We start from the raw sequence: 14,863 nt of genomic DNA on the forward strand, positions 1-14,863 counted from the left end.
CCCGCCGGCCGGTCGCGGTGCCCATCTCAGCGCCTCCCCACCTGGTGCGCGCGCGTCCAGGCGTGCCCGTCGATGTCGCGGCGCGGCTTGCCGGCGGGGGTCAGCGGCAGCTCGTCGACCACGGTCAGGCGCATCGGCACCTTGTACGGGGCCAGCCGTTCGGCGCACAGCGCCAGGGCCGCCGCCGTGTCGACCCGGGCCCCTGGCTCTGCCGTGCAGGCGGCCATGAGCAGATTCACGCCCGGCGTCGTGCCGCGCGCGTGGACGAAGGCCCGGTCGATGCCCGGGACGGTCTCGAGGAGCTGCTCGACCTCGGCGGGGGCGACGTTCTCGCCCTGCACCGAGATGATCTCCTTGAGCCGGCCGTGGAAGTGGAAGAAGCCCTCCTCGTCCATGCTCACCAGGTCGCCGGTGCGCAGATGGCCGTCGGGGGTGAAGGCCTCGGCGGTGGCCCGCGGGTCGTTCCAGTAGCCGGCGGTGACGAGGCGCCCGCGCAGCTGCAGCTCGCCGCGCGCGCCCGGGCCGAGCTCGCGGGTCGGGTCGGCGGGATCGCAGACGCGCACGTCCAGCCCGGGCAGCGGCACGCCGCAGCTGCCCGGCGGGATCAGCTCGGGGTCGGGCAGCGGCATGAGCCCGTAGCCGCAGGACTCGGTCATGCCCCAGCCGTTGACGGGCCGCTGGTCGCTCACCGCCAGCCAGTCCCGGACGAGCTGCTCGGACATCGGCATGCCGCCGGTGACGACGTAGAGGTCGTCGAATCGCACGCCCGCCCGCGCCGCGGCGGCGGCGATCGCCGCGAGGATCGGGGGCACCGTCGCCAGCTTGCGGGGCGGGCGGGCCGCGGCGGTGCGCACGACGGCGCCGATGTCGCCCCGGTCGAAGGCGACGAGCTCGACGGCGCGGGCCAGCCCGCTGAGCAGGTGGTCGACGAGCGAGTAGACGTGGTTGAGCGGCAGCGTGAGATAGTGCACGCCGTCGCCGCGGGCCTGGTTGCGGAAGAAGTTGAGGTTATGGTCGATGGCGTGGCCGACCATGGCGTGCGTGAAGGGCACGCCCTTCGACCGGCCGGTCGTCCCGGAGGTGTACAGCAGCAGCGCCGTCCCGTCCGCCGCCGGGCGCGCGGCGCCGGCCGCGAGCGGCTCGTGGGCGAGCAGCCCGGCCCAGTCCGGCGAGGCGTCGGCCCCGTCGTCCGTGGTCGAGGCGGCCGGGTCGATGACGACGGCCCGCACACCGGCGGGCAGCCGGTCGGCCACCGGGGCGTCGACGACCGCCAGGCGCGCGCCGTGGTCGGCGAACAGCCCGGCGAGCTCGTGGGCGGTGGCGGCCGTGTCGTGCTCGACGACGACGACCCCGACGCGCAGGGCGGCCAGCAGCGCGATGACGTGCTCGGGCGAGGCTCCGGCGACGAGGGCGAGGCGGTCGCCGGGGGCCAGCCCCGCGGCGAGCAGCCCGGCGGCGACGCGGTGCAGCGCCTCGACGAGCCGTCCGTAGCCGAGGGCCCGCCGATCGCGGCGCAGCGCCACGCGGTCGGGATCGACGGTCTCCAGCCGCAGATGGGCCACGATGTCGTCGGTGACCGGCGGCAGGGTCCTCTCGATGCCCGGCGGGTAGTGGTCGACCCAGGGGCCGTTGATCATGCCCGCCCCGCATCCGGCCGGCCCGCGTCCCGGTGTTCGGCGTCGCGGTCGCGGAAGTCGGCCCGGTGCGCCCGGTACCAGGCGACGGTGTCGGCGATGCCCTCGCGCAGCCCGTAGCGGGGCCGCCAGCCCATGCCGGTCAGCAGGCTCACGTCGAGGAGCTTCTGCGGGGTGCCGTCGGGCTTGAAGTCGTCCCAGACGACCTCGCCGGTGTACCCGGTGGCCTCGGCCACGAGCCCGGCGAGCTCGGCGATCGTGCAGTCCCTGCCGGTGCCCACGTTGACCTGGCTCGGGCCGTCGTAGTGGTCCATGAGGTACAGGCAGGCGTCGGCCATGTCGTCCACGTGGAGGAATTCGCGGCGCGGCGTGCCGGTGCCCCAGTTCGTGATGCTCGTGGCCCCGGTGCGGACGGCCTCGTCGTAGCGGCGGATCATGGCCGGCAGGACGTGCGAGCCGACGAGGGCGAAGTTGTCCTCGGGGCCGTACAGGTTCGTCGGCATGGCGGAGATCCACGGCAGGCCGTACTGGCGGCGCACCGCCTGGGTGCCGATGATGCCGGCGATCTTCGCGATCGCGTAGGCGTCGTTCGTGGGCTCCAGGTGGCCGGTGAGCAGGGCGTCCTCGGGGATCGGCTGGGGGGCCAGCTTCGGGTAGATGCACGAGGAGCCGAGGAACAGCAGCCGCTCGGTGCCGGTGGCCAGGGCCGCGTCCATGACGTTGGTCTGGATGCGCAGGTTGACCGACAGGAAGTCGACCGGGTACATGTCGTTCGCCATGATGCCGCCGACCTTGGCCGCCGCCAGGAAGACGTAGCGGGGCCGGACGGCCTCGAAGCGGGCGAGGACGGCCGCCCGGTCGGTCAGGTCGAGCTCCGCGTGGCTCGCGCCGACGAGACGGCTGAAGCCTGCCCGTTCGAGGCGGCGCCAGATGGCCGAGCCGACGAGGCCGCGGTGCCCGGCGACGTAGGTCACCGCGTCGCGGTCGATCGGGTCGGGGCGGCCGGTCGGGGCGGGGGAGTGGGTCGTGCTGCTCATGCCCGCGCCTCCACTCGCGGGACCCGGTCGGCCCAGTCGGTGCGGGGCACGTCGATCCAGGGATCGGTGTGGTGGGCGAGGATCTCGATGTCCGCGTCCACCATGATCTCGGCGAGCTCCTTGACGTCGACCCGGGCGTGCCAGCCGAGCCTCTCATGGGCCTTCGTCGGGTCGCCGATGAGGGCGTCGACCTCGGTGGGGCGCAGATAGCGCTCGTCGAAGCGCACATGGTCGTGCCAGTCCAGGCCCACGTGCCCGAAGGCGTGGTCGAGGAACTCGCGCACCGTCGTGCCGCGGCCGGTGGCCAGGCAGAAGTCCTCGGGCTCGTCGGCCTGCATGATGCGCCACATGCCCTCGACGTACTCGGCGGCGTAGCCCCAGTCGCGGATCGCGTCGATGTTGCCCATGTAGAGCTCGTCCTGGAGGCCGGCCTTGATGGCGGCCACGGCGCGCGTGATCTTGCGGGTCACGAAGGTGCCGCCGCGGCGCGGGGACTCGTGGTTGAAGAGGATCCCGTTGACCGCGAACATGTCGTAGGCCTCGCGGTAGTTCTTGGTGATCCAGTAGCTGTACATCTTCGCCGCGCCGTAGGGCGAGCGCGGGTACATCGGCGTGGACTCGTTCTGCGGCGGCGGGGTCGCGCCGAACAGCTCCGAGGTGGAGGCCTGGTAGAAGCGGGCCCCGATGCCGGACTGGCGCACGGCCTCGAGCAGCCGGACGGTGCCGACGCCGGTGGTGTCGGCGGTGTGCTCGGGCTCGTCGAAGGAGACGCGCACGTGCGACTGGGCGGCGAGGTTGTAGACCTCCTCCGGGTCGATGCCGTGCAGCAGCGTCACGAGGCGGGCGCCGTCGGACAGGTCGCCGTAGTGCAGGAACAGCCGGGCGTCCGGATCGTGGGGGTCGCGGTAGAGGTGGTCGATGCGGTGGGTGTTGAAGCTCGAGGAGCGGCGGATGAGGCCGTGCACCTCGTAGCCCTTCGAGAGCAGGAGCTCCGCCAGGTAGGAGCCGTCCTGGCCCGTGATGCCGGTGATGAATGCTCGTGTGGACATGGTGTGACTTTCGCTAGGGGTGGATGCTTGCTCGGTCCGGTGGTCCGGCGTCTCAGCGGCCCGTCATGCGCGACAGCCAGTCGCGCACGGTCGTGACGGCCGCGTCCGGGGTGAGCCTCTCCCGGACGAAGCGCTGGGCGCTGCATCCGGTCCGTTCCGCGGCTGCGGGGTCGGCCGCGATGCGTTCGATCGCGCCGAGCAGGGCGGCCGGGTCGGCCGGCGGGACGACCTCGCCGGCTCCGGCGGCCGCCATCTCGTGGGCGGTCGACGAGTCGGGCTCGGTCGCCGCGACGACCGGCCGGCCGCTGCGGAAGTAGGTGGTGAGTTTGCTGGGCACCGCCATCTCGCGCAGGCCCGGCTTCTCGTTGACGAGGAGCACGTCGCCCGCCGCCAGGATGGCGCGGTACTCCTCGTCGGGCAGCGAGGGCACGAAGACGAGGTTCCTCGCGCCGGCCCCGTACTCCATGAGGGCCTCGCGGCGGGAGCCGTCGCCGACGAGGGCGATGACCGTGTCGGAGCCGGTCCGCTCGGCGTAGCGGGCCGTGTCGACGAGGTTCTCCAGGCCCTGCTTGGCGCCCATGTTGCCGGTGTGCAGCGCGACGACCGGGGCGTCGCCGAAGTACTGCCTGCGCAGCCCCGCCGCCAGCCGCTCGTCGCACCGGTCGGCGTCCACGTGGCACCAGTTGCGGCAGACGGCGACCCGGTCGGGGTCGACGCCCAGGACGTTCACGACGTGGTCGCGGAAGCGGGGGTGGATGACCAGCACGCCGTCGGCGCTGCGCAGCACCCGGGACTCGACCCGGGTGAGCAGGCGCGAGACGAGCCCGGCCCGCTCGATCTCGGCGGCGCCGGAGGAGTAGAGGTCCTGCACCCACACGCCGACCGGCCTGCCGGTGACCCTGGCGCGGGCGAGGACGCAGGCGGTGGCGAGCAGGGCGGGGCTCACGGCGATGACCGCCTCGGCGCCGCGCCACGAACTGGTCAGGGCGCCGGCGCCGAAGCTGAGCTCCTGGCCGATGCGCCCGGGGCCGTGGCCGCCCGAGCCGATGAAGTGGCGCACGCGGCGCACCTCGATGCCGTGGATGCGCTCCCGGCGGCGCAGGCCCCGCATGCCGGTGAAGTTCGACCACGACGGGTAGTGGGGCACGCCGGTGATGACGCGCACCCGGTGGCCGGCGGCGGCCAGCCCCTCGGCCATGCCGGTCGTGTAAGGGGCGATGCCGGTGCTCTCGGGGGTGTAGTTGATGCCGACGAGGAGCACGTTCCGCGGCTCGGGGGCCCGTCGGCCGGGCCGCGGGCGCCCCGGCGCGTCCGACGCGCCGGGGGAGCCGGGGGAGGAGCCGCCGGACGAGGAGGAGCCGCTGGACGAGTAGGCCTCGACGAGCTGACGGGCGATGGCGGGCATGCCGAAGACGTCGCGGGCCGTGGCCCAGGCCCGCCGGCCGGTGGCCAGGCGCCGGTCCGCGTCGGACAGCAGGGTGCGCACCGCGTCGGCGACCTGGTCGGTCGAGGCGTCCGTGACGATGCCCGCGCCGTGCTCGGCGACGGCCGGGGCCAGGCCGCAGCTGTCCGTGAGGACGACCGGGAGCCCCTGGGCCATGGCCTCGAGGACGCTCATCGGGTAGGGCTCGTCGACCGAGGGGAGCACGTAGACGTCGGCCCCGGCCATCGCCCGGGCGCCCTCCTCGTGCGTCGCCGGGCCCCGCCAGACGAGGCGCTCGCCGAGCCCGGTCGCGGCGATCTGCGCGCGGACCCGTTCGCCGATGCCCTCGTCGGGCCCGATCATGACGAAGCGCGCATCGGGGAACTCGCCGGCCAGGCGCTCCGCCGTCTCGACGAAGGCGCCGGGGCGCTTCCGCTCCTGGACGCGGGCCAGGTAGAGGACCGTGAGGGGCCCGTCGGCGCGGTGCCCGGGCTCGGCCGGGGGGACGAGGACGCCGTTGTGCAGCTCCTCGAGGCGGAGGCCGGGGCCGAACAGCGAGCGCAGGTCGTCGCGCTCGCGCCCGGTGAGGTGGAAGACGCGAGCGCAGTCGCCCAGCACGCGGGCGGTCAGGGCCCTGTCGAGCGGGGCCGCCAGCGGGTTGTCGGAGGCGTCGATCATGCCGTGCGTCATGGCGTGGACCGGCACCCCGGCCCGCTGGGCGATCCGTGCGGCGGGCAGCGAGACGAGGTCGCGGGCCAGGTGGACGTGGACGACGTCGGCCTCGTGGACGTGGCGGTTCAGCCAACGGTGGAGGGCCGGGCCGGCCAGGCCGGCGAAACCGGCCCCGGGCAGCACCCGGTGGCCGGGGAAGAGCCTCACGGGTACGCCCTCCCAGCTGTCGGGGAAGGCTCCCTCGAAACCGAGCCCGACGGCCGCGAGCAGGACGTCGTGCCCGGCGTCGGCCAGGGCGCGGCACTGGTTGACGGCGACGGTCGTGGGGCCGCCGTAGACGTTGGCGGGGCTGATCGCCGTGACGATCTGGAGGATTCTCACCGGACCCGCTCCTCGGCCCGGGGCGCCAGGATCCGCGCCCCGTCGGGCACGTCCCGGGTGACCAGGGCGGTCGCGCCCACGACGGCGTCCCTGCCGATGGTGACGCCGCGCAGTACGGTGGCCCGCGCGGCGATCCAGCTGCCCGAGCCCACGACGATGGGGCCCAGGTCGACCTCGAAGCGGGGGTCGTCGGCCCGGTGCGAGCCGGTGCAGAGCATGGCCTGCTGGCTGAGGCACACGTCGTCGCCGATCGTGATCGGGGCGGGGTCGAGCAGGGCGACGCCGACGCCGATCCAGCAGTCGCGTCCGACGGTGAGCTTCCACGGCCAGTGGATTCGCACGCCGTGACGGATCAGCGTGCCCCGGCCGATCCTCGCGCCGAAGGCGCGCAGCAGGAGGGCGCGCAGCCGGGGGGGCATGAGCACCGAGCGCTGGGCGGGCTCGGCGACGAGCGCCCAGGCCGCGCACATGAGCCGTCCGCGGCCCTTGTCATAGCCCCGGCCGGTGAACTCGGCGAGCCGGTGGAGGTGGGGCGCCTGGGTGGGATCTGTCATGTCTGGGGTGGCTCCTGGTCGACTCGGTTCCTGGACTCAACGGTAGCGTTCAGTTTTCTCAGGTACCGTAGTAAAACACATGATGCGGACATGATTTCTCTAAGGATCACGGGCGCTACCATGACGCAGGGGCTGTTCCCCGGGGCTGCTCCAGCGACCTCGGGGGAGGGTCCTGAAACACCCCTGATCCCGTCCCCCCACCATCCCCTGACGTTTCCGGACGAGCGCAGCCGAGCGAGGAGTTCCCGCATGCGAAGTGCATCCACGGCCATCGGGTACGGGCTGTCGATGATCATGCTGGCACTGGCATCCCTCATGGTCATCCCTGCTCTCATCCGGGCCTCCGGGGACACGGCGTACGGCGCCCTCAGCGCGGGGCAGGTCATCGGCTCGGTCGGGGCGGTCGTCATCGGCTACGGCTGGGGCATGTCCGGGCCCGCGATCATCGCCCGCGCCGATGCCGACGGCCGCCGGGCGGAGTACGTCGAGGCGCTGCGCGCCCGGCTGTTCCTCTGCGTGCCGGTCTGCCTGGCCTGCTGCGTCATCGGGGCCGTCCTCGCCGGCTCCGGCCTGCGGGGCTTCGGGGCGATCGGCGCGCTGGCGCAGGCCGTCATCGGCATGAGCGGCCAGTGGTACTTCGTGGGCATCGTGGCGCCCTACTGGTTCCTGCTCGTCGAAACGGTCCCGCGCGTCGCCGGCACGATGGCCGGCTGGCTCCTCATGCGCAGCGCGGGCGCCGACGCCCTGGTCGGCACCGGCTGCCAGTGCCTGGGCATCGTGGCGGGCGTCCTCTGCAGCAGCATCTACATCCTGGCCCGGCTGCGCCGCGAGGGGGCCCTCCCCCGCAGGACGCGCTCGATCGCCGTCGTCCTGCGCGAGCAGTTCGACGGCGTGGCCGCGTCGATCACGAACGCCGCCGTCCTGTCGCTGCCGATGGTCCTCGTCTCGTTCCTCAACCCGGCCGCCCGCCCGATGTACGCCTTCGTCGACCGGGTTCAGCGTCAGATCACCGTGGCCATCACCCCCCTGTCCACGGTCATGCAGGGCTGGGTGCCGCGCGGCGACCAGCGCGACCGCGGCCGCCGGGCGCTGCTCCTCATGGTGCCGCTGTGCGCGGTGATCGCCGTCGCCGTCATCGCGCTCGGGCCCCTGCTCACCGACTACCTCGGCGGCGGCATCATCCGGCCGGGCATGGGCGTCACCGTCCTCATGGCCCTGTTCGTGGCGCTCGGCACCTACGAGACCGTCCTCAGCCGCGCCGTGCTCACCGCCTTCGACAGGCTGCGCCGCATCACTCGCGCCAACCTGGCCAGCGGCCTGCTGGCCGTCGTGCTGGTCGGCGTCGGCGTGCGGCTGTGGAACGCCGAGGGCGCCCTCATCGGGGTCGTCGGCTCGATGCTCGCGCGCATCGTCGACGAGTACGTGGGCGTGCGCCCCGATCTGTCCGGCCGGGTCGACCGGCTCCCGCGCCGGGCGGCGGTCGAGGGGGCCTTCGAGGACGAGCCCGTCAGCGTGCCGGCCAGGAGGGCGGCATGAGCGCGGGGAGCGGTCCCGGGCGCCGGCTCCACCGGCGCGACCGGTTCGGCCGGCGGGGGCGCGCCGTCCTGTCCGCCGTGGTTGTCGCCCTGCTCGCCCTCCTGGCGGTCGACGTGCGCCTCGTCGCCTTCCCGGACCGCGCCGGGCTCCCCGGGCACGCGGACGTGCTGTTCGTGCTCGGCCCCCACGACGCCGGCCGCATCGCGGACGCCCTCCGGCTCATGGATGCCGGCCTCGCCGACGAGCTCGTCGTCTCGACGCCGACCCACGGCTCGCTCCTCGACCCCGCGCCGAGCACCGCCTTCTGCACCGCCGAGCATCCCTATCCCGTCACCTGCTTCGTCCCCGAGCCCTCGACGACGAGGGGCGAGGCGGCCCAGTTGGCCCGCTGGCGCGCCGAGCGGGGCTGGGGCACCGTCATCGTGCTGACGGCCCGCCCGCACGTGAGCCGGACCCGCTACATCATGGGCCAGTGCGGCGGCGGGCCGGTCACGGTGCTGTCCTACGACGGCGGCATGAACCCCCCGCGCTGGGCCCGCCAGTTCGCCTACCAGGGCGTCGCCTTCGTCAAGGCGGCCGTCATGGGACCGTGCCGGTGAGCCGACCCCGCCAGAACCACCGAAGGAAACCAACCCACCCCACCGACCGCCCCACCGAAGGAACCGAACAGTGAAGACCTCAAGAACCTTCCGAGCAGTCCGGGCGCACTGGGCCATCGTGCTCGTCGTCGCGATCATCGGCCTGCTCGGCGGCACCGGCCGGGCCGCGCTGGCCACCCCCCGCTACTCCTCGACGGCCTCGGTGCTCATCAGCGTGGCCGACCCCGACGAGGGGGCCCAGCAGAACTACCAGTCGACGGTCGCCACGACGATCTCCGAGTCGATGAACACCTACTCGTCCCTGGCCACCTCGGGCGTCGTCCTCAACGAGGTCGACTCCCGCCTCGGCCTGGGTCAGTCCGTCACCCAGCTGGCCGGGCGCATCCACCCGAGCGTCCCGCTGAGCACCTCGATCGTCGAGGTCACAGCCACCGGGGACGACGCGGACAGCGCCGCCCGGCTGGCCAACACGACCGTCGCCGTCCTCGGCGACGAGATCGTCGGCTCGGGCATGAAGCAGGGCTCCGGCTCGCCGGCGCTCAAGACCGTCATCATCCAGGACGGCGCCGATGCGGTCGTCGAGACCGGTCCGAACCCGCTGACCGGGGGCCTCGTCGGCCTCCTGGTCGGCTTGGTCGTCGGTGTCATCATCGCCCTCGTCGTCGAGTCGGCCCAGCGCCGCGGCACCGACGACTCCCAGACCCGCCGCGGCGCGCACCATCAGGAGGTTGTGGAACTCTCATGAGGACTTCTCGTCGTTTCTTCCTCGGTGCCGGTGCAGCCGGCGCCGTCGCTCTCGGCACGGCAGGCTGCGGCGCCCAGGGGGCCGTCAAGGGCTCCGCCGGGGCCCGGACCGCCGGGGGCGGGTCCGCCTCGGCCGCCTCGTGCGTCTCCGCCTCGGCCCTGGCCGGCGCCGATCAGGGCGCCTCCGCATCCGCCTCGGCCTCCCCGGGCGCGGACCAGAGCACCGCGGCGGACTCCCCGGGCCAGGCCGCCTCGGACGCGCCGGGCAGCACCGGCCCGACGGCCCCCGCCGCCGACCCGTCCTCGGCCGCCCCGAGCCCGGGCGCCCCCGACACGCCCGAGTACGCCCCGGTGACCGGCGAGGGGCTCGTCGCGACCGGCGTCGACGACACCGAGACCATCGAGCGGGCCATCCGCGAGGGGCTCACACTCGGCGAGGGGGCCTTCGTCTACAAGGGATCCGGCATCGACGTGAACGCGCCCGTGCTGCGCGGCCTGGGCGCCGGGCGCACCTTCATCACGATCGACTCGGACTGTCTCATCGACTCCAACCAGCAGTGGAGCTCCCTGTTCATCGAGGGCATCAGCTTCACCGGCGGCCGCGCGGTCATCCGCAACCGCTACCGGGGCGCGAACGTGACGACCATCCACGTCGTGCGCAACTGCCGCTTCGTCAGTTACAAGGAGAACGCCATCTGCCACGCCTCCTCGGACATGCCCTACTGGAAGATCACCCAGAACTACTTCTCGGCGGCCGACTCGACGAACTCGATCGCCGTCGCCCTGTCCGGGCTCACCGACGGGTCGACGGTCTCCGACAACGCTTTCGTCAACAACCGCGTGCACATCAAGCTCGACCACGGCGGCAACAACACCCACATCCAGAACAACGACTTCGTCCAGTCCGCCCCGGGCACGAACCGGATCGCCGTGTGGATCGTGCCGGGCGACCAGAAGGCCAACGCCGGATCCGGTCTGCTCATCGACGCGAACAAGTTCGGCAACGAGTTCGCCGACGCCTCCGACCTGCGCATCGCCTACCTCGACCAGAACGGCGACGACTTCTCGCGGGCGATGCCCTCGGGCTCGGTCTCGGGCGGGTACATCTCGGGTCACACGATCACGGGCTGCAACTTCGCCGGCAACGACAACGGCTACGAGGGCGCGGTCGTCTCGGCGACGCCGAACATCACCGACTGCTACATCGGGCCCATCACCATCTCGGGCGCCTCGCCGAACTGCGTGCTGGCCTTCCGCCAGCCCCCGAGCGGGGACATCCGGACGAAGATCGGCCCCGTCCAGGGAGTCGAGGGCATCGTCTTCTGCAACGCGGGCGACATCATCACGAGGATCGGGTGAGCCCGGCATGAGGCTGACCATCGATCGTCTGCCGGTCCTCATCGTCGGGCTGCTCTTCCTCGTCTGTCTCCCGGTGGCCGAGTGGGCCGTCGGGCAGCCCTCCGTGGGCGCGGCGGGGCCCTTCCTGAAGGTCTGGCGGGTCTACGACCACGACGCCGCGGTGCGTCTGGTCGCGGCGATCGTGGTCGGCGTGCTCGTCGCCCTCGTGCTCCCCCTGGGCAGGGGCCTGACCCCGTCCGAGATCACCGAGCGCACCCGCGAGCCCGTCGAGCTCCTCATGCCCGTGTGGATCGGCCTGGGTCTCGTCATCATCGTGATGAACGCGCTGGCCAAGGGGCGCTACCTCTTCTACGCCACCGCCTATCTCATGACGACCGGGCCGCACGCGGTGGTCGTGGCGTCCAGCGCCCTCTCGCCGCTGCTACCGATGCTGTCGGGCATGATCGGGCGTCGGCACCGGGCCCTGAGCGCGCTCTTCCTCGTCGTCTCGTGCGCGTTCATGTTCGGCTCGGGCACCCGTGTGCTCTGCGGCCTCGTCATCCTCCACCTGCTGGGCCGGGTCCTCGGCGGGCGCCCGGTGCCGTGGTGGGGATGGCTGGCGGGCATCGCCTTCGCGCTCCTCGCCCTGCCCGTGCCGCTCCACAACCGGGGCCAGGCGACGCACGGCATCACCCCGTACACGGGCGCCACGATCGACCTGCTCACCGGCCCGGACTACCTGTCGTCGGTATGGATCAGCTTCGCCGAGAACATCGCGTTCATCGTTCCGCTGGTCATCTACTGCACGAGCGTGCGCTGGATCAGCCTGGACCAGTTGCTCGTCGAGGTGAACCCGCTGCCCTCGGGCGTGACGGGCTGGCCGCAGATCGCCGACTCGATGCGCGTCCACGACTACATCCCCTTCTCCGCCGTGGGCGAGTGGGGCTCCCTGTGGGGCATCGCCGGCGTCATCGGCTCGGTGGTCGTCTTCGGCCTGCTCACCAGGCTCTGCCTCCTGTCGCTGGGCCGCTGTACGAATGCGACGATGCCGGTCGCCCTGGCGGCGGGCATCGCGCTGGGGATCATCGCGGCCGTGCAGTTCTGCGAGTACAACACCCGCATGACGATGCGCATCCAGGAGTTCCTCGTCGTGCTCGCCGTCGTCGAGCGGATCGCCCGCCCGTCCATCGATGCGCTCCAGGCGCGCTTGGCGGGGCGGCGCCTCGGGCGGTCGCCGGGCGGCGCGGGGCCGCCGCAGGTGGGCGCGGCCCCCGCCTCCCCCGATCCGGTGCGCACCGGTCCAGTACATTGAGAACCAGCTGAGAGGAGCCCTCGAATGTCCGCTTCACGTGCCCTGACGGTGGCCCGTGCCCTGGCCTGGCTGCTGCCGGCGGGCGCCATGAAGAACCGTCTGCTCACCCGTCTCGGGCACCGGATCGCCCCTCGCGCCAGCGTCGCCCCGAACCTGGTGTGGGACGTCGACGAGTTCGTCGTCGCCGACGGCGCCTCGGTGCTCTCCGGCAACATGATCCGCCACCTCGGCGCCGTCGAGCTCGGCGAGGACGCGATGCTGGGCAGGTTCAACCTCGTCTCGGCCCATCCCGCATACAAGGCCAACTACCCCGAGCCCAACGGCCTGTTCCTCGGCGACGGCGCGAAGGTGCTCAACCGGCACCAGCTCGACTGCTCGGCGGCCGTGCACGTGCGTTCCTTCGCCTCGGTCGCCGGCCACGGCACGACCGTCCTCACGCACGGCGTCGACCTCGGGCGCGACGCCCAGGCCGCCTACCCGGTGACGGTCGGCGAGCGCAGCTTCGTGGGCGCCCGGTGCCTGCTGCTCGGCGGCGCCGAGCTGCCGCCGCACTCGGTGCTCGCGGCCGGCTCCACGCTCCTGCGGTCCCGGGGCGACGAGCGCCCGGAGAGCCTGTACGCCGGGAACCCGGCCGTCTTCCGGAAGAAGGTCGACGGGGCCTGGTTCCACCGCCGCCACCCCCACACGTGGAATCTCTACGTGCCCGGTACGGGCAGGACGATCAGGGGCTGATCCGGGGGCCCTCGTCCGCGCGGTCCTCGGGGGCGCCGTCGTCCCGCCGGCCCGCCGCCATGAGCCCCAGGGCGGCGTCCATGATGATCCGCCGGGCGCGCACGCGCGAGGCCCCGGCGAGCAGCGAGTGGTCGAGCGTGCTCTCGTGGCTGCCGGTGACGGCCCGTCCCCGCGCGCTGAGCCGGGCGACGGCCTCGTCCCCGCGCTCGGTGCGCCAGTGCGGGGCGTCGTCCTCGCCGATGTGCATCTGGACGGCGGTCGTCGCCGGGACCCGGGAGAGCAGGATCGCCGCGTCGTCGAAGACGCCGGCCCGGGCCAGGAGCGTCCAGGCGCGCCGCGGCGCCAGCCGGAGCAGCCGCTGCCGGGTCCGCTTGGCGGCCTGCTTGGTGCGCTCGTAGCGGGAGAATCCGTTCGCGGCGCCCTCGGCGGTGAGAGGGTGGTCGACGCGCAGGTGCTGCAGGTGCTTCTTCAGCCAGGGGCCCTCGAGGACGTGGCGGTAGTGGGACGCCCTCGGGTTCCACCCCGTCGGGTTGAGGATGACGAGGCGGTCGATGCGCACCTGCTCGGCCGCGCGGCCGAACAGCCACATGCCGATGCACGCGCCGACGGTCATGAGCGGGGTGCGCGGCACGGCGGTGCGCAGCGCGCGGATGGCGGCGACGCAGTCGGCGACGCCCTGGTCGTTGAACGGGTTCGGCTCGCCGTCGGTGCGGCCGCTGTAGGCGTCGCCCTGGTCGTTGCGCTCGCAGCGCAGGCTCGCGGCCCCGGCCGCGGCGAGCTCGCGGGCGCTCTGGGCCCACAGCCCGGCTCCGCCGTCGCGCGGTTCGCCGCCGGTGCTGGTGAAGACGACGGCCAGCCGCGGTTCTCCGGCCGGGCGGGTCAGGACGCCGGGCAGTCCGTCGACGCTCACGAACTCCTCGCTGATCAGCGCGCCCCCATGGCGGGTGGCCACGGACCGGGCGGGGTCCAGGACGAGGTCGGAGGCCGGGCCGCAGGGGATCATTCCGACGATCCGGTCGAGGCTCTCCCATGGCACCCGGGCCAGGTGGGGGGCGACGGCGTAGAGGCGCTCGGCGACCCGGCCGTCCTCCTCGGTGACGACCGTTGCGCGGGCGGCGTGCTCGGGCCCCAGGGCGAGCCCCCGTACGGACGCGGCCTGCCGGGGGGTCCAGCTGCGGGCGGGGGTCTCGAGGAGATCGTCGTCGGGGACGATCTGCACCGCGACGCTGCGCAGCAGCTGCTGCTGGCGCAGCTGGTGGCGCCCGTCGATCGGCTCCCAGCTGATGAGTCCGCCGGCGGTCCCGGTGCGGGCCGCGATCGCGCAGCCCAGGCGGAGCCCCAGCGTCGTCACCCCGTGCCCGGGCAGGAGCCCGGCGGCGTACCGCTCCACGCGGGCCATGTCGTCGCTCCAGGCCCCGGCCGGGTCGGGCTCGGCGTCGAGCCCGTGGGAGTCGCCGTCGCCGCGCCAGGAGAAGCGCACGGCGACGAGGCCGGAGCGGGCGCACGCGATCGCGAGGGCCCGCAGGGCGCGGAAGGTGATGACGGCCTCGCGGCCGACGGGCCCGGCGATGACGACGACGCCCTCGGCGGTGCCGCCCTCGGGGGAGTGGACCCAGGCCGACAGGTAGTCGTCCGGGCCGCCGATCCAGGTGGGGACCCCCTGGACGCCGGGGCGGGGGAAGCCGAACCGCGGCGAGGGGGAGCACGGGGGCCCGGGGCTCGGCCCCTCGCCCGTGACGGGGTTCTCGGGCACGGTGTTCTCGGACACGGTCTTCCATTCATCGGCGCGTACCCGGACCGGGGATGCGGGGGAGGGGGAGGAAGAGGAACGGTACGCTCGTCGGCACTGCGG

General features: G+C 73.4%; 12 protein-coding genes. 6 read left to right on the plus strand and 6 right to left on the minus strand.

Going from position 1 to position 14,863, the window contains the following annotated elements; all coding sequences use genetic code 11:
• Positions 1 to 26 precede the first annotated feature (26 nt).
• The 5 genes from EGX94_RS11240 to EGX94_RS11260 are packed head-to-tail and all read right to left on the minus strand — an operon-like array spanning position 27 to position 6,750.
• Positions 27 to 1,637: a class I adenylate-forming enzyme family protein gene (locus EGX94_RS11240; protein ID WP_123826329.1), complete on the minus strand. Its 1,611-nt coding sequence runs from the start codon at positions 1,635 to 1,637 to the stop codon at positions 27 to 29.
• The gene (locus tag EGX94_RS11245) at positions 1,634 to 2,671 is read right to left on the minus strand and encodes a GDP-L-fucose synthase family protein (RefSeq protein ID WP_021797725.1); all 1,038 of its coding nucleotides are present in this window, start codon (positions 2,669 to 2,671) and stop codon (positions 1,634 to 1,636) included. Before EGX94_RS11245 ends, EGX94_RS11240 begins: the two co-directional genes overlap by 4 nt.
• Positions 2,668 to 3,720, minus strand: coding sequence for a GDP-mannose 4,6-dehydratase (gene gmd, locus EGX94_RS11250; protein WP_021797730.1), 1,053 nt, complete (start codon positions 3,718 to 3,720; stop codon positions 2,668 to 2,670). The genes EGX94_RS11245 and gmd overlap by 4 nt, the downstream gene beginning before the upstream one ends.
• A gap of 52 nt (positions 3,721 to 3,772) precedes the next feature.
• On the minus strand, positions 3,773 to 6,196 hold the full coding sequence (locus EGX94_RS11255; RefSeq protein WP_021797728.1) for a glycosyltransferase: 2,424 nt from the start codon (positions 6,194 to 6,196) through the stop codon (positions 3,773 to 3,775).
• The gene (locus EGX94_RS11260) at positions 6,193 to 6,750 is read right to left on the minus strand and encodes a DapH/DapD/GlmU-related protein (protein ID WP_021797724.1); all 558 of its coding nucleotides are present in this window, start codon (positions 6,748 to 6,750) and stop codon (positions 6,193 to 6,195) included. Before EGX94_RS11260 ends, EGX94_RS11255 begins: the two co-directional genes overlap by 4 nt.
• A 249-nt stretch (positions 6,751 to 6,999) precedes the next feature.
• Between EGX94_RS11260 and EGX94_RS11265 the strand changes: the two genes are divergently transcribed.
• From EGX94_RS11265 to EGX94_RS11290, 6 genes are all read left to right on the plus strand, one after another.
• Positions 7,000 to 8,286 (plus strand): lipopolysaccharide biosynthesis protein, encoded by a 1,287-nt coding sequence (locus EGX94_RS11265; protein ID WP_021797722.1) that lies wholly within the window; start codon positions 7,000 to 7,002, stop codon positions 8,284 to 8,286.
• On the plus strand, positions 8,283 to 8,885 hold the full coding sequence (locus EGX94_RS11270; RefSeq protein WP_021797726.1) for a YdcF family protein: 603 nt from the start codon (positions 8,283 to 8,285) through the stop codon (positions 8,883 to 8,885). Before EGX94_RS11265 ends, EGX94_RS11270 begins: the two co-directional genes overlap by 4 nt.
• A gap of 70 nt (positions 8,886 to 8,955) precedes the next feature.
• The gene (locus EGX94_RS11275; protein WP_021797729.1) at positions 8,956 to 9,630 is read left to right on the plus strand and encodes a YveK family protein; all 675 of its coding nucleotides are present in this window, start codon (positions 8,956 to 8,958) and stop codon (positions 9,628 to 9,630) included.
• The gene (locus EGX94_RS11280) at positions 9,627 to 10,988 is read left to right on the plus strand and encodes a hypothetical protein (protein ID WP_123826331.1); all 1,362 of its coding nucleotides are present in this window, start codon (positions 9,627 to 9,629) and stop codon (positions 10,986 to 10,988) included. The genes EGX94_RS11275 and EGX94_RS11280 overlap by 4 nt, the downstream gene beginning before the upstream one ends.
• Positions 10,989 to 10,995: 7 nt before the next feature.
• Positions 10,996 to 12,279, plus strand: a complete 1,284-nt coding sequence (locus EGX94_RS11285; protein ID WP_123826333.1) for a hypothetical protein — start codon at positions 10,996 to 10,998, stop codon at positions 12,277 to 12,279.
• 24 nt (positions 12,280 to 12,303) lie between these two features.
• Positions 12,304 to 13,011 (plus strand): acyltransferase, encoded by a 708-nt coding sequence (locus EGX94_RS11290; protein WP_021796728.1) that lies wholly within the window; start codon positions 12,304 to 12,306, stop codon positions 13,009 to 13,011.
• Here EGX94_RS11290 and EGX94_RS11295 read toward each other — a convergent pair.
• Positions 13,001 to 14,779 (minus strand): alpha/beta hydrolase family protein, encoded by a 1,779-nt coding sequence (locus EGX94_RS11295; RefSeq protein WP_021796729.1) that lies wholly within the window; start codon positions 14,777 to 14,779, stop codon positions 13,001 to 13,003. The two genes, EGX94_RS11290 and EGX94_RS11295, sit on opposite strands and share 11 nt — an antisense overlap.
• Between the last annotated feature and the right edge of the window lie 84 nt (positions 14,780 to 14,863).

Source organism: Propionibacterium acidifaciens, assembly GCF_003798325.1.
GTDB classification, from domain to species: Bacteria; Actinomycetota; Actinomycetes; order Propionibacteriales; family Propionibacteriaceae; genus Propionibacterium; species Propionibacterium acidifaciens.